At 70.9% G+C, this 19,223-nt stretch carries 20 protein-coding genes; 8 read left to right on the forward strand and 12 right to left on the reverse strand.

Annotated elements, in window-relative coordinates; translation table 11 throughout:
• The 3 genes from AB0M70_RS34030 to glgB all read left to right on the forward strand — a co-directional run.
• On the forward strand, nt 1-368 hold a 368-nt coding region (locus tag AB0M70_RS34030), incomplete at its 5' end, for an alpha-glucosidase C-terminal domain-containing protein (protein ID WP_365826231.1).
• A gap of 14 nt (nt 369-382) precedes the next feature.
• On the forward strand, nt 383-1,729 hold the full coding sequence (locus tag AB0M70_RS34035; RefSeq protein ID WP_365826233.1) for a maltokinase: 1,347 nt from the start codon (nt 383-385) through the stop codon (nt 1,727-1,729).
• 59 nt (nt 1,730-1,788) lie between these two features.
• On the forward strand, nt 1,789-4,086 hold the full coding sequence (gene glgB, locus AB0M70_RS34040) for a 1,4-alpha-glucan branching protein GlgB (protein ID WP_365826235.1): 2,298 nt from the start codon (nt 1,789-1,791) through the stop codon (nt 4,084-4,086).
• On the opposite strand, the gene AB0M70_RS34045 is transcribed toward glgB, so the two are convergent.
• From AB0M70_RS34045 to AB0M70_RS34060, 4 genes are all read right to left on the reverse strand, one after another.
• Complete coding sequence (locus AB0M70_RS34045) at nt 4,037-4,639, reverse strand: hypothetical protein (protein WP_365826237.1); 603 nt, start codon at nt 4,637-4,639, stop codon at nt 4,037-4,039. The genes glgB and AB0M70_RS34045 overlap by 50 nt on opposite strands.
• A 54-nt stretch (nt 4,640-4,693) precedes the next feature.
• Nucleotides 4,694-5,101, reverse strand: a complete 408-nt coding sequence (locus tag AB0M70_RS34050; protein ID WP_365826239.1) for a RidA family protein — start codon at nt 5,099-5,101, stop codon at nt 4,694-4,696.
• 173 nt (nt 5,102-5,274) lie between these two features.
• Nucleotides 5,275-6,378, reverse strand: coding sequence for a winged helix DNA-binding domain-containing protein (locus AB0M70_RS34055; RefSeq protein ID WP_365826241.1), 1,104 nt, complete (start codon nt 6,376-6,378; stop codon nt 5,275-5,277).
• An 88-nt stretch (nt 6,379-6,466) separates the two neighbouring features.
• Complete coding sequence (locus AB0M70_RS34060) at nt 6,467-7,057, reverse strand: DinB family protein (RefSeq protein WP_365826243.1); 591 nt, start codon at nt 7,055-7,057, stop codon at nt 6,467-6,469.
• 102 nt (nt 7,058-7,159) lie between these two features.
• Between AB0M70_RS34060 and AB0M70_RS34065 the strand changes: the two genes are divergently transcribed.
• A complete protein-coding gene (locus AB0M70_RS34065; RefSeq protein ID WP_365826245.1) occupies nt 7,160-8,206 on the forward strand; it encodes a WYL domain-containing protein in 1,047 nt (348 codons plus the stop codon).
• 38 nt (nt 8,207-8,244) lie between these two features.
• On the opposite strand, the gene AB0M70_RS34070 is transcribed toward AB0M70_RS34065, so the two are convergent.
• On the reverse strand, nt 8,245-9,396 hold the full coding sequence (locus AB0M70_RS34070) for a hypothetical protein (RefSeq protein WP_365826247.1): 1,152 nt from the start codon (nt 9,394-9,396) through the stop codon (nt 8,245-8,247).
• A gap of 264 nt (nt 9,397-9,660) precedes the next feature.
• Here AB0M70_RS34070 and AB0M70_RS34075 point away from each other — a divergent pair, with 264 nt between their 5' ends.
• Complete coding sequence (locus tag AB0M70_RS34075; protein ID WP_365826249.1) at nt 9,661-10,272, forward strand: dihydrofolate reductase family protein; 612 nt, start codon at nt 9,661-9,663, stop codon at nt 10,270-10,272.
• A gap of 24 nt (nt 10,273-10,296) precedes the next feature.
• Here the strand turns inward: AB0M70_RS34075 and AB0M70_RS34080 are convergent, their stop codons facing one another.
• Nucleotides 10,297-11,520 (reverse strand): hypothetical protein, encoded by a 1,224-nt coding sequence (locus tag AB0M70_RS34080; protein WP_365826251.1) that lies wholly within the window; start codon nt 11,518-11,520, stop codon nt 10,297-10,299.
• A 336-nt stretch (nt 11,521-11,856) separates the two neighbouring features.
• Here AB0M70_RS34080 and AB0M70_RS34085 point away from each other — a divergent pair, with 336 nt between their 5' ends.
• A complete protein-coding gene (locus AB0M70_RS34085) occupies nt 11,857-12,309 on the forward strand; it encodes a hemerythrin domain-containing protein (RefSeq protein ID WP_365826253.1) in 453 nt (150 codons plus the stop codon).
• Between the two features lie 123 nt (nt 12,310-12,432).
• Here AB0M70_RS34085 and AB0M70_RS34090 read toward each other — a convergent pair whose 3' ends face one another.
• Together AB0M70_RS34090 and AB0M70_RS34095 are read right to left on the reverse strand one after the other, a co-directional pair.
• Nucleotides 12,433-12,591, reverse strand: a complete 159-nt coding sequence (locus AB0M70_RS34090) for a hypothetical protein (RefSeq protein ID WP_365826255.1) — start codon at nt 12,589-12,591, stop codon at nt 12,433-12,435.
• Between the two features lie 124 nt (nt 12,592-12,715).
• Nucleotides 12,716-13,699 (reverse strand): helix-turn-helix domain-containing protein, encoded by a 984-nt coding sequence (locus AB0M70_RS34095; RefSeq protein WP_365826633.1) that lies wholly within the window; start codon nt 13,697-13,699, stop codon nt 12,716-12,718.
• A gap of 78 nt (nt 13,700-13,777) precedes the next feature.
• Here AB0M70_RS34095 and AB0M70_RS34100 point away from each other — a divergent pair, with 78 nt between their 5' ends.
• Nucleotides 13,778-14,734, forward strand: a complete 957-nt coding sequence (locus tag AB0M70_RS34100) for an NADP-dependent oxidoreductase (RefSeq protein WP_365826257.1) — start codon at nt 13,778-13,780, stop codon at nt 14,732-14,734.
• 106 nt (nt 14,735-14,840) lie between these two features.
• Here AB0M70_RS34100 and AB0M70_RS34105 read toward each other — a convergent pair whose 3' ends face one another.
• Both AB0M70_RS34105 and AB0M70_RS34110 read right to left on the reverse strand, forming a co-directional pair.
• Nucleotides 14,841-15,878, reverse strand: a complete 1,038-nt coding sequence (locus AB0M70_RS34105; RefSeq protein ID WP_365826259.1) for a Gfo/Idh/MocA family oxidoreductase — start codon at nt 15,876-15,878, stop codon at nt 14,841-14,843.
• A 116-nt stretch (nt 15,879-15,994) separates the two neighbouring features.
• Entirely contained in the window at nt 15,995-16,249 is a 255-nt protein-coding gene (locus tag AB0M70_RS34110) for a DUF6479 family protein (protein ID WP_365826261.1), read from the reverse strand.
• A 270-nt stretch (nt 16,250-16,519) separates the two neighbouring features.
• Between AB0M70_RS34110 and AB0M70_RS34115 the strand changes: the two genes are divergently transcribed.
• On the forward strand, nt 16,520-17,320 hold the full coding sequence (locus AB0M70_RS34115) for a VOC family protein (protein ID WP_365826263.1): 801 nt from the start codon (nt 16,520-16,522) through the stop codon (nt 17,318-17,320).
• A 15-nt stretch (nt 17,321-17,335) separates the two neighbouring features.
• Here AB0M70_RS34115 and ligD read toward each other — a convergent pair whose 3' ends face one another.
• On the reverse strand, nt 17,336-18,247 hold the full coding sequence (gene ligD / locus AB0M70_RS34120; protein ID WP_365826265.1) for a non-homologous end-joining DNA ligase: 912 nt from the start codon (nt 18,245-18,247) through the stop codon (nt 17,336-17,338).
• Nucleotides 18,248-18,302: 55 nt separating this feature from the next.
• On the reverse strand, nt 18,303-19,184 hold the full coding sequence (locus AB0M70_RS34125; protein WP_365826267.1) for an SDR family oxidoreductase: 882 nt from the start codon (nt 19,182-19,184) through the stop codon (nt 18,303-18,305).
• Nucleotides 19,185-19,223: the final 39 nt, after the last annotated feature.

Raw genomic sequence — 19,223 nt, forward strand, 5'->3', positions numbered from 1 at the left:
AAGCCTCCATGTCATCGCCCTCCTCCCTCCTGCACTGGACCCGCAGGATGATCGAGATCCGCAAACAGAACCCCGCCTTCGGACTCGGCTCCTACCTCGAGCTCGCCTCCTCCAACGCCGCCGTCCTCGCCTTCCTGCGCGAGTACAAGGACGACCTGGTCCTGTGCGTGCACAACTTCTCCCGCTTCGCGCAGCCCACCGAACTCGACCTGCGGGCCTACGACGGCCGCAGCCCCGTCGAGCTCATGGGCGGCGTCCGCTTCCCCGCCATCGGCGAACTTCCCTATCTCCTGACCCTCGCCGGGCACGGCTCCTACTGGTTCCGACTCTGCGAAAGAGCGCCTAGGACCGTGCGTTCCACAAAGTGATCGGACGTGACGTCATGTCTTCGCCCCTGCTGCTGTCGTACGGCACCAAGCCTCATCCGCTCGCCGGCCCCACGCTGGCGACCCTGCTGAGTCGCTGGCTGCCACGGCAAAGATGGTTCGCCCACCGGGAGCGTGCCGTGACCGGCGTCTCCGTGACGGCCGCGACGGAGCTGACCCCCGACGTCTTTCACCTGCTGGTGCGGGTCGAACAGACCGGACTCCCCCAGGACACCGCCTGTTACCAACTGCTGCTCGGCGCCGTCACCGACCTGCCGCCCCGCCTGAAGGACTGCCTCCTGGGCCGCATGGAGGGCTCCCAGGGACAGGATCTGTGGGTCTACGACGCGCTCTACGACCCCCGGGCCACGATCCTGCTCCTCGACCGGATCCGGCGCGGCGGCGTCATGGGGGACCTGCGCTTCGAGTCCTTCCCCCGCTCAGCGGTCCCGGCGGGTCTCATGCCGCGCGTCCTGGACGTCGAGCAGTCGAACACATCCATCGTGTACGGCGACGAGATCATCCTGAAGCTGTTCCGCCGCATCCAGCCCGGCATCAACCCCGACCTGGAGATTCCAGGGGTGCTGGCCCGGCACGGGTACACCCGCGTTCCCGAGCCCGTCGCCTGGTTCCACACCTCCCAGCCGTTCTGGGGCACCTTGGGCGTCGTGCAGCGCTTCCTGCCCGGGGCGACGGACGGCTGGACCCTGGCCATGCAATCAGCCGTCGCGCAGGGCAACTTCTCCGACCAGGCATACGAACTGGGCTGCCTGACGGGCGAGTTGCACGTGGCGCTCGCCGAGTCGTTCCCGGTGGCCGAGCCCACCGCGGACCACCACACGCGGCTGGCCGACCAGATGACCCACCGGCTTCTGCAGGCGGCGGCCAGCGTGCCGGCCCTGCGCTCGCACGTGTCGGGCCTGCGGGAGGTCTTCATCAGGCTCGCCGCGACGGACGGCGGTCTGCACCTGCAGCGCATCCACGGCGACCTCCATCTGGGGCAGGTGCTGCGGGCCGACGGCCGCTGGCATGTCGTCGACTTCGAGGGCGAGCCCGCCAAACCCCTGGCGGAACGGCGCGCCGACCGCTCCCCGATCCACGACATCGCCGGCATGCTGCGCTCCTTCGACTACGCCGCCCACGTCGAGAAGGCGGCGCGCCCGGAGTGGGCCACGCGCTGCCGCACCGCGTTCTGCGACGGATACGGCGCGACGGGCCTCTTCGATCCGCAGGACATCCCGGTGCTGCTGCACGCACACGAGGCGGACCGGGCCGTCTACGAGGTTCTCTACGAGGCGACGCACCGCCCCGACTGGATCACCGTCCCTCTCCGGGCCGTCGCCCGGCTCGCCCGTCACCACTGATCGCCCCCACCACTGATCACCCGCCACGGTTCGTCCGCCGGGTTCGAGGAGCAGTACATATGTCCGTCACCGAGGTGTCCCCAGCCGCCACCCCCGCAGCAGCCGTCCGCGGGGCATGCGCGCTGCCCCCACTGGCCGCCGACGACCGGGCCCGGCTGTTGCGCGGCGCACATCACGACCCGCACGCGGTCCTGGGTGCGCATCCCGTGCCCCACGGCGTACACCTGCGCTGCCTGCGCCCCGGCGCCCAGGCCGTGTGCGTGGTGCTGGACGACCTGGTGTGGGAGCTGCACGACGAAGGGGACGGCCTGTTCTCGGGCGGCATCCCGGTGCAGCCGACCGCTCCCCACCAGCTGCGGGTGCGCTACCCCGAGGCCGTCGTGGAGACGGAGGACCCCTACGCCTTCCTTCCCACCCTGGGCGAACTGGACCTGCATCTCATCTCCGAGGGCCGCCACGAGGAGCTCTGGACGGCCCTGGGCGCACACGTCAGTGAGCACCAAGGGGTACAGGGCACTCGATTCGCTGTATGGGCCCCGAACGCGATCGGCGTGCGCGTCTGTGGCGACTTCAACCACTGGGACGGAACATCGCTGCCCATGCGATCCCTGGGGTCATCGGGCATCTGGGAACTCTTCGTGCCCGGCCTGGGCGAAGGGGCCATGTACAAGTTCGAGATCACCCGGGCCGACGGCTCCCGGACGCAGCGCGCCGACCCAATGGCGCGCGCCACCCAGACCCCTCCGGCGACGGCTTCCGTGGTGACACACAGCCACCACGTGTGGGGCGACGCCCACTGGATGGAACACCGGGCCGACCGCCCGACCCACGCGGCCCCCATGTCCGTCTACGAGGTCCACCTCGGCTCGTGGAGACCTGGCGCCACCTACCGTGAGCTGGCGGTGGAACTCACCGACTACGTACGCATGTTGGGCTTCACGCACGTCGAGCTGATGCCCGTGGCCGAGCACCCCTTCGGCGGCTCGTGGGGCTATCAGGTCACCGGGTTCTACGCCCCCACGGCCCGCCTCGGCACACCCGACGACTTCAAGTACCTCGTCGACACACTGCACCAGGCGGGCATCGGCGTCCTCCTCGACTGGGTCCCCGGCCACTTCCCCCGCGACGACTGGGCGCTGGCCGCGTTCGACGGCCAACCCATGTACGAGCCGCAGGATCCGCGGCAGGCCGAGCACCCCGACTGGGGCACCCTCGTCTTCGACTACGGGCGCAAGGAGGTGCGCAACTTCCTCGTCGCCAACGCGACGTACTGGTGCCAGGAGTTCCACATCGACGGCCTGCGCGTCGACGCCGTCGCCTCGATGCTGTACCTGGACTACTCCCGCGAGGACGGCTCCTGGTCACCCAACGCCCATGGCGGACGCGAGAACCTGGACGCGGTGGCTTTCCTCCAGGAGATGAACGCCACCGTCTACCGTCGCTGTCCGGGCGTCGTCACCATTGCCGAGGAGTCCACCGCGTGGGACGGGGTCACCCGGGCCACGGATGACCCCTCGGCGGCCGGGCTCGGCGGCCTGGGCTTCGGGCTCAAGTGGAACATGGGCTGGTCCCATGACTCCCTGGGCTACATCGCCCATGAACCCGTGCACCGCAAGTATCACCATGACGAGATGACGTTCTCGATGGTGTACGCCTACAGCGAGAACTACGTCCTGCCGCTCTCGCACGACGAGGTCGTGCACGGCAAGCAGGCACTGGTGTCGAAGATGCCCGGCGACTGGTGGCAGCAACGCGCCAACCACCGCGCCTACCTGGCCTACATGTGGGCGCACCCGGGCAAGCAACTCCTTTTCATGGGGCAGGAGTTCGCCCAGGGCGCCGAGTGGTCGGAGGCCGAGGGACCCCAGTGGTGGGTGCTGGAGGAGAACAACCCCGCCCACCTGGAACACCGCGCGATCCAGCACCTCGTGGCCGACCTGAACCAGCACTACCTCGCGGCACCGTCCCTGTGGGAGCAGGACACCTCCCCGTCCGGCTTCCGCTGGATCACCGCCGACGCCGCCGAGGACAATGTCCTCGCCTTCCTGCGCCACGCCTCCGACGGCAGCCCGCTCCTTGCCGTCTTCAACTTCTCGCCGGTGGTGCGCCACGACTACCGGCTCGGCGTACCCCCCGAGGCGGGCGAGGCCTGGGAGGAGATCCTCAACACCGACGCGTCACGCTACGGCGGAAGCGGCATCGAGAACGCCGCGCGCCCGCAGGAATCCCAGGCGGGCCACGGCTTCGCCGCGTCCATCAGCCTGACGCTCCCGCCCCTGACGGCCCTGTGGCTGCGGCCGGTCGCGGCTACTCCTGTGGCTCCTGCCCCTGCGGATCCTCGCTCAGGAACTCCGTGACCAGCTCGGGCGGGTTCGCGGCACGCGTCAGGGCGAACATCGCGTCGCGGTCGACCATGTCGTAGAGGATCACGGGCACGGGCCGCCCGAGGACGCCGACGAGCCGGCCGTCGGCGTGGAGGCCGCGGGCGAGGTCGACGCAGAGCTCGTGGAACTGTTCGGCGAGCGCCTCGCCTCGCTCGTCCTCCTCCTGCTCGGTGAGGTCGTCCTCGTACCAGAGGCCTTGGGCCACCGACTCGGCCCGGTGCAGCTCGGAGCCGGCCGGATCGTGCGCGGGATCGTGGCCGATGACGCGGATACCGTCCAACCCCACGGGCCCGAAGTAGGCGTAGTGCCAGCGGCTCTCCCATGGCTCCGTGCCACCCCCCTGGGCGAACTCCCGGGCCACGTCGATCTCGGTGTTGTAGCCGATCGCCAGGTACGGGAACCTCGGGTCCTGGTCGACGCTGTCGATCCGGAACGTGACCGCGTAGATCTCGGCGGTCACCTCCTGCGAAAACTCCGCCAGGGCACGCGCTGCCATCTCCGTCATGTGCTGCCGGAAGGTCGTCAACGGCTCTTCTCCTCACCGGGAACTCCTGCCGATCACCCTAGTTCAGCAGGTGGTTCAGTCGATGACCGCGGTGGCCTCGACCTCCACCAGGTGCTCGGGGACATCCAGGGCCGCCACGCCGATCAACGTGCCCGGCGGCACCGGCGTGACCCCCAACTTCGCGGCGGCCCTGGCCGCCCCCTCCAGGAAGACGGGCATCTTGTCGGGGGTCCAGTCGACGACGTACACGGTCAGCTTCGCCACGTCGTCGAAGGAGGCACCGACTCCGGCGAGGGCGGTGGCGACATTCAGATAGCACTGCTCGACCTGGGCGGCGAGGTCGTCTTCGCCGACCGTGACTCCCTCGGCGTCCCAGGCGACCTGCCCGGCGAGGAACACCAGCTTCGAGCCCGTCGCGACCGACACCTGCCGATAGGCGTCAATCTTCGGCAACCCGTCGGGATTCACCAGAGTGATGGCCATGATGTGCTCGCTCCTCATCCTTGGAAACTGGGGGATTGATGCCACCGGGGCGCCGCGTCCTCGCTCTCCGGTGGTTACTTGAGAACCCTAGGAGAGTGAACGCTGACGTGGAAGAACGCACTTTCCGGTGACTGAGGAACCCTTTGGTTACCAAGGAGTTCGCGCTGCCTGCCTCACTGCGGCGGACCCGCGGCCGAGATCCGTACGCGGTCGCTCGTGTTGCCGGAGAGGAACGCCGCAAGGGCCTGCCCCTCCTCGGTGACCGCGACGCGCTCGGCGCGCGAGAAACGGCGCAGCGGGACGACCGTCACCGTGTCCGCCTCCACGGTCCAGGTGGCGGCGACCCGGCCGTCCACCAGGACGACGCGGGCTCCGGCAACCGACAGGCCGCGGTGGGCGTCGTCGATGATGCGGGTGCGGTCCTGAAAGCCGAGGATCGCGTTGTCGAAAGCGGGCAAGAAACGCACCGGTGCCGGCGTCTCGGGGTCCGGGCGCGGCGCGTCGGGCAGGTCGAGCAGCTCCCTGCCCCGCTCGTCCCTGAAAGTGATCAGCTCCCCGCGCAGCGCGGCCACAGCCGCCGGCAGTCCGGCAAGGCCGCACCAGGCGCGCAGGTCAGCCGATGCGGCGGGTCCGAACGCCGCCAGGTAGCGGCGCAGCAGCGCCTGCCCCACGGGGTCGGAACCGTCCGGGGACAGCGGGGCGACCTCGCGCTCCAGCCACGCCGACAGCGGAACGTTGCGCACCCCCGCCTTCGTCCGCCACAGCCCTCGCGGCGGCAACTGCACCATGGGCACGACGGCCATCAGCATCTCCCCCAGCGCCCGCGGCCCCGGCTGCGGCCAGCGCTCGGCGAGGGCACGCGCGAGCTGGGTCAGGGAGCGCGGCTCACCGTCGGCCATGACCGCCCGGCCCGCTGCCGCGAGCTCGTCGAGGTCCGTCCCTTCGAGCTCGCCGCGGTAGACGCCGAGGACCCGTTGGCGCAGCATCGTGTCGTGGCGGGCGCGCCAGACCAGGGCGTCGTCGGCGGTGACGAGGTGGACGGTGCGGCGCATGAGGTGGGTGCGCACCACGCGCCGCCGTAGAAGGTGCTCGGAGAGCTCCGCCGGGTCGAACGCCCGCAGCCGCGACCAGAGGCCGAAGAACGGCTCCTGCGGCTCCTGCGCCTGCAGACCGCCGAGGTGCGCGACCGCGTCGAGGACCGGTGTGTCGGCCCGCTCCAGCAGCAGCTGCCGGGCGAGTGTCGCCCGGTTGAGCGCTCTGGTGTCGAGAACGGTCATCGGAGGCCTCCTGCGGCGGGTCTTGACGGTCACGCCGTTCCCTTCGGTCGGTTTCATCCTGCACCCGCGTCCCTCGTGCGGCCCTCGCTCAACTCGCCGTCCGACCGTCGAGCGCCTCGCGCAGGATGTCCGCGTGCCCGGCGTGCTGGGCGGTCTCGGCGATGACGTGCAACAGCACCCCACGCACGCTGCGTACGGCTCCCGGCTCGTGCCAGGGGGCTTGGGGCAGGGGGTGCGTGGCCGAGAGGTCGGGCACGGAGGCGATGATCTCCTCGCTGCGGGCGGCGACTTCCTCGTAACGCGCCAGGATCGCGGCCAACGTCTCGCCGGGCAGCATCCGAAAGCCGTGTCGGTGGTCGATCGCCCACTGCGGGTACTCGCGGGCGGTACCGGCGGCGAGGTCCTCCCAGGTGACACCCTCGGGCAGGTCGTAGCGCAGCGCCGACGGGCCGTCGAGGACGAAGCGCAGCCAGCCCTCCTCGACGGACGCGAGGTGCTTGACGAGCCCGCCCAGGCACAGTGCGCTGACGGTCGGCTGCCGTCCCGCCTGCTCGTCGCTGAGCTCACGCACCGTGTCGATCAGGGCGGTTCGCGCGCCGGCGAGTCCGGCGAGCAGGTCGGTGCGCTCGGCGTCGAGAGTCGAGGTGGGGGTGCTGGATGTGGTGGGCGTGGTGGTCACAGTCGTCGCGCCTTCCGGTCGGTGGTGCTCGTGGTCTGGCAGGTCCGACCCTCGCAAGAGAAGCGGTCAGTTTGTGGCCTCTTCTCGGGGCACCATGGAGACATGCCGAAAACCTCGGGGCGACTGCTCGCGCTGCTCTCTCTGCTCCAGGCGCGGCGGGACTGGCCAGGGGCGCTGCTGGCGGAGCGCCTTGGCATCAGCCCGCGCACCGTACGCCGGGACGTCGACCGTCTGCGTGAGCTCGGCTACCCCGTCGCGGCCGTCAAGGGACCCGACGGGGGCTACCGCCTCAACGCGGGCGCGGACCTGCCGCCGCTGCTGTTCGACGACGAGCAGGCCGTCGCCCTCGCCGTGGCCCTCCAGATCGCCACCACTTCCGGCGCCGGCATCGAGGAGGCCGCGGCGCGCGCGCTGACCACGGTCCGCCAGGTCATGCCCGCCCGGCTGCGTCGCCGCATCGACACCCTCCAGGTGACCGCCGTCGAGCGGCCGTCCGTCGCGCCGAACCCTCAGGTGGCCGGTCATGTGTTGATGGCGCTCAGTGCCGCCGTGCACGCCCGCGAAGTACTGCGCTTCGACTACGCCCCCGTGACACCGCCCGGAGCCGTCGGCGCCGACCCCGCCGGGCTCCCTCCTCGCCGGGTGCAACCCCACCACCTCGTCACCTGGGGCGCGCGCTGGTATCTCGTCGCCTGGGACCTCGACCGCGAGGACTGGCGCACCTTCCGCGCCGACCGGATCACCCCGCGCACTCCCACGGGCCCCCGCTTCACGCCGCGCGAGGTGCCCGGCGGTGACGTGGCCGCCTTCGTCGCCGGCAGGTTCCAGGGCTTCGACGGCTCGGGCGACTGGCCCTGCCGCGGCGAGGTGATCCTTGACCTGCCCGCGGCCGAGGTGTCGCGCTACAGCCGCGAGGGGATCGTCGAGGAACTCGGCCCCGACCGCTGCCGACTCGTCCTCGGCTCATGGTCATGGGCCGCGCTGGCCGCCGCCATCGGCAGGTTCGATGCCGACATCGAGGTCATCGGCCCGCACGAACTCAAGTCCGCCTTCGCCCACTTGGCCCACCGCTACGCCAACGCCGCCTCCCCCGCACCCAGTTGCGAAGCCCCGCCCGCCTCCGGCGGACAGGGGCAGCGGCCAGGGTGACCTCCGGAGGCACCGGCGGGGACCGACGCCGCCGGTGCCTACTTGTTCGGGTCCCGGAAGCGGCCGAACGCCTTCGTCAGGGCGCTCAGCGGTGAGCCGTCCGCCTTGACGTGACCCGGCGCCGAAGGCCGGGGCACACCGTCGCCGCCGGTCACCTCGGCCAGCGCGGCCTGCGCCGCCTCGGCCGCCTGCTGGTACAGGTCACGGGAGGTCGTCATGGCCTCGAGGGCCTCGGCGTACCTGGTGACCATGCCCTGGGCGTGGGTCAGCTCCTCGTCCGGGGTGAGCAGGTGCCAGCCTTGGCGCAGCCGGGTAAGGGCCTGCTCGGCCTCGGCGCTCAGCGGTCGCGGCAGCGCCGCGAACTCCTTGATCCTGTCGAGGAGTTCGGTCGGTTCCGAGCCGTCCAGGAACACGGTGCGCACCGTGAAGCGCTCCGCGTCGTAGTCCGGGCTCTGCGGCGCCGTGGGCAGCACGACGGCGCCGCCGCGCGGCATGCGCACGCTCAGCTCCCGCTTCATCGCGAAGTCGGCGATCTGTGCCTGTTCGGGTGTGCCCCGGTGCTCGACCACCTGGTGGCGCAGGCTCGGCGGCAGGAACACGGACAGCGGCCGCTCCCCAATGGCGTCCGGCGTCATCGCCTCGTGCACCACGAGATGGATGAACCAGCTCTGCCGGGTGCAGTCACGAAGCCGGTGGCGCAGCTCGTCGTCGTCCTTCGGCAGGTGGTTCGCCGTCCGCAGGCGCACACCCGCCGCCGTGTCGTGGTCCCAGGCGACCCGGTCGCTGTCCGGCCAGAACATGAGGGCGGGCGACGGCCAGTGCATGTCCCACACCCCCTCCGCCTCGGCGGCGAGGACCCAGGTGACGCCCTCGGCTTCCTTGCGGCGGCTCTCGGGGTCGTACAGGGTCAGCTGCGCGCGCACCGTGACATCGTCGGCCACCCGCCAGCGGGCCTCGAAGAGGCGGCGGGCCGAGGGGCCGGGGTCGGCGGACTCGTCCCGCGGGTGCAGGACGGTGGAGCGGGCCGCGTCGACGGGGTCGAGGTCCAGGAAGTCGTCGAGCACCCCGGCCGCCTTGAGGGCGATCAGGTTGCGCCGGACGTCCTGCTCGGGCTCGGGCCCGATGTGGCGCCCGCGCCCCAGCCACGCGGTGTCGGGGACGGTGGTCGAGGAGCTGCTTTTCTTGGCCATAAAGTCGTTCTGTGAGTGATCGGGGCCCGACCAGTATGGCCCTTGAGGCTCAGAGGGGAAGCGGGACCCCGCCTGCGGCCGTGTCACGCCGGACGGACCGTACGTAAGGCGCCAAGCCGCTCCGAACCCGCCATCGCAGGTCAAACAGGGGCGTGCACTTCTCGAGAACCAGACCGGTGTCGCCCTGACCGATGAGTCCTCGTGCGGCACGCTGTCTGAAGGGTGAGAGGGACGGACGGTCCCCGATCACGAAAGTGGTGCGCGATGAGGTTGGTACTGCAGCAATTCCTGTCGCTCGACGGTGTGTACCAGGGCCCGGGGGCGCCGGACGAGGACACCAGTGACGGGTTCACCCGGGGCGGCTGGTTCGTGCCGCATCTCGACGAGGAGTTCGAACGGCTGGCGGGTACATGGCTCGGTCAGGCCGACGCGTTCCTGTTCGGCCGCCGTACGTATCTGAACTTCGCGCGGGACTGGCCCAAGATGACCGAGCACCCGGCGGCCGCCATCCTGAACGGCCTGCCGAAGTACGTGGCCTCCCACAGCCTGACCACCGCCGAGTGGGACCCGACCACCATCCTGTCCGGCGACATCCCCGCCCAGGTCGCCGAGCTGAAGCGACGGCCCGGCCGCGAGCTGCAGATCCACGGCAGCGGGCGGCTCGGCCAGTCCTTGCTGGCCGCCGGCCTGGTCGACGAACTGCGCCTGGCCGTCGCGCCCGTGGTCGTGGGGACGGGCCGCCGCCTGCTGCCGGACGGTGGCGCACCGGCCGGCCTGCGGCTCCTGAGCAACGAGACGACGCCGGGCGGACTGGCGATTCAGATCTACGAAACGACGGGACGACCGGAGTACGGGACGTACGGCGCCGACGCGTAGCCCCCGGCGACACCGCTCCCTCGGTCAGCCGGCTCGCTTCAGACGTACGACGACGGGGGCGCCGAAGGGGTCTCCCGACTGGTTGACCTGGACGTGCCCGGCGCCCAGCCACTCGTCGGTGCCCGGCACCCGGTGGATCTCCTTCAGCCACAGCGACTGGTCGGACTCCTTGCGGGCTCCCGTCGACAGCGGCAGGCGTTGACGCTTGATCTTCACGCAGCGGCCTCCATCGGTCATGTACCAGTTGCCGTCGAGGAACAAGCCCTTGTCGTCCTGACCCATCGGGGTCCGCAGCTCGCACCCGCCGGGCGCGGCCTTCTGCTCGGCCCATTTCGAGCCGTCCCAGCGCAGCCGGATGTACTGCTCCGCGGGTTCGTTCTCGACCTCGCCGTGGTTGAAGGAGTTGATGCCGTACGCGCGCACCTCACCGCTGTCGAGCGCGAAGACCTGGCTGAGGCCGGCGCCGGGCTCCGGCGGGAGCGGCTCCTCGAAGCGGGACTGCGGAGTCTCCACCGCCTTCCAGGAGGTGCCGTCCCAGTGCATCGACGCGGGCTGGCTGTACCCGTCACCGGAGCCTCCCAGCTCCGTGCCCGGCCCGGTCGAGCGGCTGCCGACGGCCCAGACGTCGTCCGGTCCCACCACGGCGAGGTCGGACGCCTCGTACGGCATCCGGGTCGCGACCCAGCGGGTGCCGTCCCAGTGCTGGGCGGTCCGCTCGCCGCCGAGGGCCCAGATGTCGTCCGGGCCCGAGGCATCGAGCTCCCCAGGGTTGCCCGGCGCGGGATCGGCCATCGCTGACCAGCGACTGCCGTCCCACTTGGCCCAGCGGTTCACGGCGGAGGCATCCTCCGAGGTCTGCGGCCGCAGCCAGAGTTCGTCCCCTCCGGCCTCTTCGAGCAACGGCGGGTAAACGCTGTCGCCGAGAGCATCGGGAAGCGGCTCGCGCTTCCACGTCGAACCGTCGTAGTGCAGCAGGCGGGCGTTGGCCTCGCCGTTGTTCTCGCTCCCGACGGCCCAGATGTCGTCCTCGGCCAGGACAGCGACATCGGAGAGCTCGCCACTGAAGTCCGCGATGTGCTCGAACTCCCAGGCAAGCGAGCCCTTGGGCCGGTCACCTTCCCCGGCAGAGCCCGTACTCCGCGACGCACCGGGCTCGGCTCCTGCCCCACACCCCGCAGCCCCGAACACAACGGCCAGCACGAAACCGACCGCCACTCCCCTGCTGCCGATACCCCTGATCCCCACCACGCCGCGAATGATCGCTCCCCCTCGTCGTCCCACCTCAGCGACCGGGCAGCCTACCGGGTCACCCTCCGACCGGTGTCAGCCCGTCACCCAGTCGGTCATCCAGTCGAGGAGGTCCCACACCCGGGACAGGGCACCGCCCTTTCGCCGATGCTTCCGGCAGCAGTAGCGGCGCTTGCGCCAACGACGCGTCTGCTCGACCCCCACCCCACACCAGCCACACGGCCGCACCCCACCCACACGCCTGCCCCACCCGACCCACCCCATGGCGCGACGCTAGTTGCCCGGCACGCGCGTGGCGCCCCTCGATCCCGGCCGAGGCTCGTTTAGAAACAGCCCATGTGCCACTACTGCGGTTGTCGAGAGATTCCCCTGATCAAGGAGTTCATCGCCGAGCATGAGCGCGTCACCGATGCGGCGGGGGACGCGGTCCGGGCTCTGGAGCGAGGGGACACCGATCGGGCGCGCACGCTCGTGGATCTCATGGCCCGCGAACTGGAGACGCACTGGCGGGGCGAGGAGAACGGGCTGTTCGCGGTGATGCGCAAGGACCCCGAGTACGCCGGCTACATCGCGAACCTGGAGCGCGAACACCGCGAGCTGGCAGCCCTGTTGCCCGCTCTCGACCTGTCCGATCCCGACGACGTACGCACCCTCGTCGAAGCCGTCGACGAGCTGCACCGGCACATCGCCAAGGAGGAGGACGGTCTGTTCCCGGCCTCGCTCACCGCGCTGGACGGCGAGGAGTGGAACCTCTCCATGGCGGCCTGGCGCGAGGCGCACCCCGCCTGAGCGTCGCAGGAGGCGGGTTGGTCCCTGGCGGGCTAGGGGGCCGGCTCTGGTCGCCGTGAGGTGCGGCGCCCCACCGAACCCCTCGGGAGTTCAAGTGAGGCGCCGCGTCCAGGCCCTGGGGGCCTAGAAGTCCATGTCGCCGCCCGGCTTGCCGCCGCGTTCGGGGCGTCGCCCCTCGACCCTCTCGACGTCGGTCTGCTCGTCCTGCCTGCGGGGCTGCTGCTTGCTGCGCTCCTGGTCGCGAGCGCGGCGCTTGTCCCGGGGAGACTGACGTTTACCCATGGCCGATCCTTACTTTCGGTGCACGCACCCTTGCGTGCGGTAGCCATTCCAGTGCAACCCCACGCCTGACAGCTGGCCGTTACATGTACCGCACCGGACGGAGATCGGCGCCTATCAGTGCTGGTCAGGGCCTCGCGTCGCCCGCGACCGCTCCCGCCTGGAACGTCTTCCGGTACACCTGCGGCGACACCCCGATCGCCGCGTGCAAGTGCTGCCGCAACGACGTGCCGGTGGCGAAGCCCACCTCCGCCGCGATCCGGTCGACCGGCAGGTCACTGGACTCCAGCAGGTGCCGGGCCCGGTGCACCCGCTGCTGGATCAGCCACCGGCCGGGGCTCGTGCCCGTCTCCTCCTGGAAGCGGCGGGCGAAGGTGCGCGGGCTCAGCCGGGCATGCGCGGCCAGCTCCCGCAGGGCCAGCGGCCTGTCGAGGTGCTCCAGGGCCCAGGCGCGGGTGGCGGCGGTGCCGGTGGCGCCCTCGTCCGGGATCGGCTGCTCGATGTACTGGGCCTGGCCGCCCTCCCGCCACGGGGGCACGACACAGTGCCGGGCGACCCGGTTGGCGACCGCGCTGCCGTGATCGGAGCGCACGACGTGCAGGCACACGTCGACCCCGGACGCGGCCCCCGCGGAGGTGAGGACGTCGCCGTCGTCGACGAACAGCACGTCGGGGTCCAGGTCGACGTCGGGGAACATCTTTCGGAAATGGTCCGCGAGCGCCCAGTGCGTCGTCGCGGGCCGCCCGTCGAGGAGCCCGGCCGCGGCGAGCGTGAACGCCCCCGTGCAGATGGAGACGAACCGCGTGCCCGGCCTGATCCGCGCGAGCGCGTCGCGCACCGGTTCCGTCAACTCGGCGGTGATGCGCCGCAGGTCGTACGGCGGCAACACCACCGTGTCGGCGCTCGCCAGTGCCTCCGGACCGTGCCCGACGGTGATGGTGAAGTCGGCGTCGGTGGCCACCGTGCGGTCGTCCGTCGCCGTACAGGTCACCACCTCGTAGGCCCCGGGGACCAACGGAAAGACCCTGTTCGCGATGCCGAGCTCGAAGGGGTAGACGCCGTCGAGGGCGAGCACGACCACGCGGTGCGGGCGACCGGGGAGAAAGTCCATCGAAGCCATGGCACGATTCTATCGCTTAATGGCAATCTTGCCATGGCCCAGGTCAGGCACTTGCCGCACGCTGGAGTCATGACCAACGACACCGTGACCATGAAGGCCATCAGCCAGGACGCCCTGGGTGACCCCGACGTACTCAAGGAGATCGAGGCCGCCCGCCCCGAGCCCGGCGTCGGCCAGATCCTCGTCGCCGTGCACGCGGCGGGCGTGAACCCGACCGACTGGAAGCACCGCAGGTTCGGCGCCTTCCTGGGACAGCCGCCGTTCACACTCGGCTGGGACGTGTCGGGCGTCGTCGAGGCGGTCGGCATCGGCGTCTCGCTGTTCGAGCCGGGCGACGAGGTGTTCGGCATGCTGCCCTACCCGTACGGGGCCGGTTCGCACGCCGAGTACGTGACCGGCCCCACCCGCGCCTTCGTGCCCAGGCCCGCGGGGTTGAGCCACGTCGAGGCGGGCGCCCTGCCGCTGGTCTCGCTGACCGCCTGGCAGGCCCTGGTCGACAACGCGCAAGTAGAAGCCGGCCAGCGGGTGTTGGTGCACGCGGCGGCCGGTGGCGTGGGCCATGCGGCGGTGCAGATCGCCAAGGCGCGCGGCGCCCATGTCATCGGCACGGCCTCGGCCGCCAAGCACGACTTCGTGCGCGGCCTGGGCGCGGACGAGGTCATCGACTACCGCACCGCAGACTTCGTCAAGGAGGCCCGCGACATCGACGTCGTCCTCGACCCGCTGGGCGGCGAGGACCGGCTGCGCTCCCTGGAGGTGCTGCGGCCGGGCGGCATCCTGGTCTCGATCCTGCCCGGCAACTTCGGTGAAGTGGCCGAGCGCGCAGCCGAGTTGGGCGTACGCGCCACGGACATGCTCGTGGAGCACGACCAGGCGGGCATGAAGGCCGTCGCCGCGCTCGCCGAGTCCGGGCAGCTGCGGGTCCACGTGTCGCAGACGTACCCGCTCGCCGAGGCCGCCAAGGCACACGCGGAGGGGGAGACGGGCCGCGTCACGGGGAAGCTGGTGCTCACCGTCCGCCCGTAGGCGCACCCGATCTGATCGGCACGACGGCCCTACAGGGCACGAAGGCGGGGTGGGCGGGCACCGGATCGGTGCCGCCCACCCTGCCTCGCCACTCAGTCCCCTCCCCTCAGTCCCGCCGCACGGCCTGCCCGTAGAACTCCGGGCGTTCGACCAGCTCCACCTCGACGCGGCCGCCCTCCCGCTGGGACACGACGCCCGCCTCGCACACCGCCGCGGCCGCATAGCCGTCCCAGGCGCTCGGTCCCGTGACCTCGCCCCTGCGGGTGGCGTCCACCCAGGCCTGCACCTCACGGTCGTAGGCGTCCTCGAAACGCTCGACGTAGTCCGGGGGAACATGGCCTCCCCACCGGCCGTCGACGCTCACCCGGGGCCCTTGTTCGTCACCGATGCGCACGGTTCCCCGCTCACAGACCGCCTCGGCCTGGACCTGGTAGCCGTAACCGCAGTGGCCGAAGATCTCGACGTCGACGAGCGCGCCCGCCGCGGTCTCGAACAGGACGAGCTGGGGATCGTTCATGCCGGCCGGGGCGAGCGACGACGGCGCCGGCTTGTGCACGGTGACCGCCACAATCTCCTGGTCGAGCAGCCAGCGGGTCGCGTCCACCTCGTGGGCGACCGAGCTGGTGATGAGCATGTCGTCGGTGAACCCGGGCGGCATGGCCAGGTTGCGGTGGCGCTGGTGCAACATCAGCGCCCGGCCCAGCTCACCGCTGTCGAGCATCGCCTTGAGCTTCACGTACTCGGAGTCGTAGCGCCGCATGAAGCCCACCTGGATGCGCCGGTGCCCGTGCCGTTGCTCCGCCTCCAAGATGCGCAGGGAGGAAGCCGTGTCCGGAGTCATCGGCTTCTCGCACAGCACCGGCAGGCCATGGCCGAGCGCCTCGATCAGGGCCGCCTCGTGGGCAGGACCGGGAGAGGCGATGAGTACGGCGTCCACCTCTCCCGACGCCATGGCGGCCGCCGGATCCGTATAGGCCGTGCAGCCGTCGATCGTGGCGGCCAGGGACTTCGCCCGCTCCGCCTCGATGTCGGCGACGGCCGCCACCCGCGCCCCGCTGATCACGTCGTGGAGCCGGCGGACATGATCCGCGCCCATCTTCCCGGTGCCGATGACGGCCACACCGAGTCCTCGCTGAGATGGCATGACGGTGGTGTCTCCCCTCCTGGTGGCGGGTTCTCCCGCACGCGTCTCCGGCGAGAGAACCCTCCCTCGCGGCACACCGTCAACGCCAGCCCCCGTTCACCGCCCCACCCCGGCGGTCAGGGGTGCGGGTGTCCCTGGTCGGGGTCGTCGTCGGGGGTCTGCCAGGTGGTGCCGCGCTGGGCTTCGCCACTGGGCGGATCGACGTTGTGGGGAGGCGTGGTGGGCTCGGTGCGGCGGGCCGCTCGGCGCCGCCCGCTGACGAACATGGCGAGCAGGCCGATGACCACGGCGAGGCCGACGATGATGAAGATCAACGAGCCGCCGCCCTCGACGGCCAGAACGGTATAGCTGTGAGTGCGCATATCACTCATGTACCCCATTTGGTGAGAAAACGCGCCCGCCAGTCGCCTGATGCGTGCTGACGTTGCTGTTTGCCCCGGGTTCCCGGCCCAAGGTCATTCATGCAGGCGTATTGGTCGCCTGTGCCTGGCGCGACGTGAGGGCCCTCTGTGGGGATGATGGAGCCGACAGGGATCACGGGCGCGGGCCGCCGATGCGGGTCGCCTCCCGGCCGCACAAGGTCGGGCGCCGGTAGCCCGAAGAGGGCGGGGCGCCCTTCGACCTCGGAACGGTACAAAAAGATGAGCAGCCAAAAGGCATCCGCAAGCCGCAACGTCCCCAGCAGCTCGGTGTTCGGCGCACCCTGTTGGGTCAGCCTGACCACGCGGGATCTTCAGACCGCACAGGCCTTCTACCACGCCGTACTGGGGTGGGACTGGCGCGTAGGCAAGCTGGGCGACCAGTACAGGTTCGCGAGCGTGAACGGAGTTCCGGTGGCGGGCGTGTCCGCCGTCGAGGCCGTCGGGCAGGCGGCCGTGGCCTGGACCCCCTTCTTCGCCGCGTCCGACGCGAACGAGACCGTGGCCCGCAGCCAGGAGCGCGGCGGGACGACCGCGGTGGGACCCATCTCGTTCCCTCCGGGCCGGGCGGCGCTGCTCGCCGACCGCGAAGGAGCCGTCTTCGGCATCTGGGAGGGCGAGCTGGTGTCCGACTGGGAGGCATGGCGCCGCGCGGCCCCGGTCTTCGTGGAGCTCTACACCCGCGACGCCTTCGACGCGGCGATCTTCTACGCGGAGGTCCTCGGCTGGGCGTCCACGTCATCGGGCTGCTGCGAGGTCCATTACGAGGACGAGCGGGTCGTGCTGCGCAGCCAGGGCGACACCGTGGCCCGCATCCATTCGGGCGCGGTGGAATCAGCGCCCGATCCGGAGATCCGGCCCCACTGGCAGATCCACTTCACGGTCGACGACGTGGACGCCTGCGTCCAAGCCGCGCGCGCCCACGGCGGCAGCGTGCTGCAGGGCGCGCAGGGGGCCACGGAGGCACTCCTGCGCGACCCCGACGGGGCGCACTTCGTGGTGAACTCGAAGCCGGCCCGCTGAACTCACGCGCGCCGGTCACTGTGCCTGCAAGCGTTCCAGGCGCCTGGCCGCGGCGCTCACGCCGCGCGCGTGCCGGGCGAGTCCGACCCAGGGGTCCTTGTCCAGGCGGTCTCCGAGGTCGGCCACCGTCCAGCGGCGGGCCGTCAGCCCGGGAGTGTCCAGTTCGTCCCAGCCCAGCGGCACGGCCACGGGGGCGCCGGGCCGGGACCGCACGGCGAACGGGGCGACCACGGTCTGGGCGTAGCCGTTGCGCGCGACATCGAGGTACAGCCGCCCCTTGCGCGCGTCCTTGCGGGGCTCGGCCGTCAGTTCCTTGTCGTGCCGCGCGGCCAGGGTCTCGGCGGCGGCGCGGGCGAACGCGAGCACGTCGTCGGCGTCGTCACGCCGGTTCAGGGGGACGACGACGTGCAGACCGCGTGAGCCGGTGGTCATCAGGCCCGACGGCAGGTCCAGTTCTTCGAGCAGTTCGCGCAGTTGGTGGGCCGCACTGCGCACGGGTTCGAAGTCGTCGCCGGGTGGGTCGAGGTCGAAGACCAGGCGGTCGGGGCAGCGGGGCCGGTCGGCCCGGCTCAGCCAGCGATGCGGGGTGATGCAGGCCTGTCCCGCGAGATAGACGAGCGTCGCCGCGTCCTCACAGACGACATGCGTGACCTTGCCGCCCTCCTTGGCCATCGTGGCGCGCTGGATCCAGTCAGGGAAGTAGTCGGAGACCTCCTTCTGATAGAAGCGGTCGCCGTCGATCCCGTCCGGCATCCGCTCCAGCATCAGGGGCCTGCCGCGCAGCTCGGGCAGCATGCGCGGTGCCACACGCCGATAGTGCTCGGCGAGGTCGGCCTTGGTGATGCCGTCCTGCGGGAAGAGCTCCTTCTCGGCTCGCTTGACCTCGATCGTGCGTCGTCCGACCTGCAGCTCAACAGTGGGGCTCACGTCACCGCCTCCTTCGCGCCGATGCTTCCGCGGTCCTCTCGCTCCCCCGGCCGGGTCACGGCAGCGGCGTGCCGCCGGTGGCGTTCATGATCTCGGCGGTGATGAAGCTCGCCTGCTCCGATGCCAGGAACACGTAGGCGGGCGCCATCTCGGCTGGCTGGGCCGGACGGCCGATGGGGGCCTGCTTGCCGAATTCCTTGGTGTCGGGCAGCGTGGCCGGGATCAGCGGCGTCCACACGGGGCCGGGAGCGACGGCGTTCACGCGGATCCCCTTCTCGATCAGCATCTGCGCGAGCCCCTGGGTGAAGGTGACGATGGCGCCCTTGGTCATGGCGTAGTCGAGCAGGTGAGGGCTCGGCTTGTAGGCCTGCACCGACGTGGTGTTGATGATGGATCCGCCCGACGGGATGTGCGGCACGGCCATCTTGCACAGCCAGAACATGCCGTACAGATTCGTGCGGACGACGCGGTCGAACTGCTCCGTGGAGATCTCCGTGATGCCCTCGGGCTGGGACATCTGGTAGGCCGCGTTGTTGACCAGCACGTCGATGCGCCCGAACTCCGCCACCGCACGCTCCACGAGGCGACGGCACTGCTCCTCCTCGCGGATGTCGCACGGCACGGCCAGACCGCGCCGCCCGGCCTTCTCGACGAGGCGCACCGTCTCCTGGGCGTCCTCCGCCTCCGTGGGCAGATAGGTGAACAGGACGTCCGCGCCCTCGCGTGCGTAGGCCAGTGCCACGGCCCGCCCGATGCCGGAGTCGCCGCCGGTCACGACCGCTGCCCGGTTCTGCAGCAGCCCGCTGCCCCGGTAGGACTCCTCACCGTGGTCCGGCGGCGGGTCCATCGGGCCGGTCCAGCCCGGCGGCTCCTGGTCCTGCGAGGCGAACTCGGGCTGCGGGTGCTTCGTCGTCGGGTCCTGCGGGGTGTCACCCATGGGTGCTCTTCCTTCCTCGGATCCACTCATCCCAGCTTG

It is taken from the genome of Streptomyces sp. NPDC051214, assembly GCF_040682375.1.
Taxonomy (GTDB): domain Bacteria; phylum Actinomycetota; class Actinomycetes; order Streptomycetales; family Streptomycetaceae; genus Streptomyces.

What these genes read in the sequence shown, in the direction of transcription:
- AB0M70_RS34100 (WP_365826257.1), top strand. Translation starts at nt 13,778, where the DNA reads ATGACCAACGACACCGTGACCATGAAGGCCATCAGCCAGGACGCCCTG.
- AB0M70_RS34105 (WP_365826259.1), bottom strand. Translation starts at nt 15,878, where the DNA reads ATGCCATCTCAGCGAGGACTCGGTGTGGCCGTCATCGGCACCGGGAAG.
- AB0M70_RS34055 (WP_365826241.1), bottom strand. Translation starts at nt 6,378, where the DNA reads ATGACCGTTCTCGACACCAGAGCGCTCAACCGGGCGACACTCGCCCGG.
- AB0M70_RS34065 (WP_365826245.1), top strand. Translation starts at nt 7,160, where the DNA reads ATGCCGAAAACCTCGGGGCGACTGCTCGCGCTGCTCTCTCTGCTCCAG.
- AB0M70_RS34090 (WP_365826255.1), bottom strand. Translation starts at nt 12,591, where the DNA reads ATGGGTAAACGTCAGTCTCCCCGGGACAAGCGCCGCGCTCGCGACCAG.
- AB0M70_RS34110 (WP_365826261.1), bottom strand. Translation starts at nt 16,249, where the DNA reads ATGAGTGATATGCGCACTCACAGCTATACCGTTCTGGCCGTCGAGGGC.
- AB0M70_RS34095 (WP_365826633.1), bottom strand. Translation starts at nt 13,699, where the DNA reads ATGGACTTTCTCCCCGGTCGCCCGCACCGCGTGGTCGTGCTCGCCCTC.
- AB0M70_RS34125 (WP_365826267.1), bottom strand. Translation starts at nt 19,184, where the DNA reads ATGGGTGACACCCCGCAGGACCCGACGACGAAGCACCCGCAGCCCGAG.
- AB0M70_RS34050 (WP_365826239.1), bottom strand. Translation starts at nt 5,101, where the DNA reads ATGGCCATCACTCTGGTGAATCCCGACGGGTTGCCGAAGATTGACGCC.
- AB0M70_RS34085 (WP_365826253.1), top strand. Translation starts at nt 11,857, where the DNA reads ATGTGCCACTACTGCGGTTGTCGAGAGATTCCCCTGATCAAGGAGTTC.
- AB0M70_RS34075 (WP_365826249.1), top strand. Translation starts at nt 9,661, where the DNA reads ATGAGGTTGGTACTGCAGCAATTCCTGTCGCTCGACGGTGTGTACCAG.
- AB0M70_RS34035 (WP_365826233.1), top strand. Translation starts at nt 383, where the DNA reads ATGTCTTCGCCCCTGCTGCTGTCGTACGGCACCAAGCCTCATCCGCTC.
- glgB (WP_365826235.1), top strand. Translation starts at nt 1,789, where the DNA reads ATGTCCGTCACCGAGGTGTCCCCAGCCGCCACCCCCGCAGCAGCCGTC.
- AB0M70_RS34070 (WP_365826247.1), bottom strand. Translation starts at nt 9,396, where the DNA reads ATGGCCAAGAAAAGCAGCTCCTCGACCACCGTCCCCGACACCGCGTGG.
- AB0M70_RS34115 (WP_365826263.1), top strand. Translation starts at nt 16,520, where the DNA reads ATGAGCAGCCAAAAGGCATCCGCAAGCCGCAACGTCCCCAGCAGCTCG.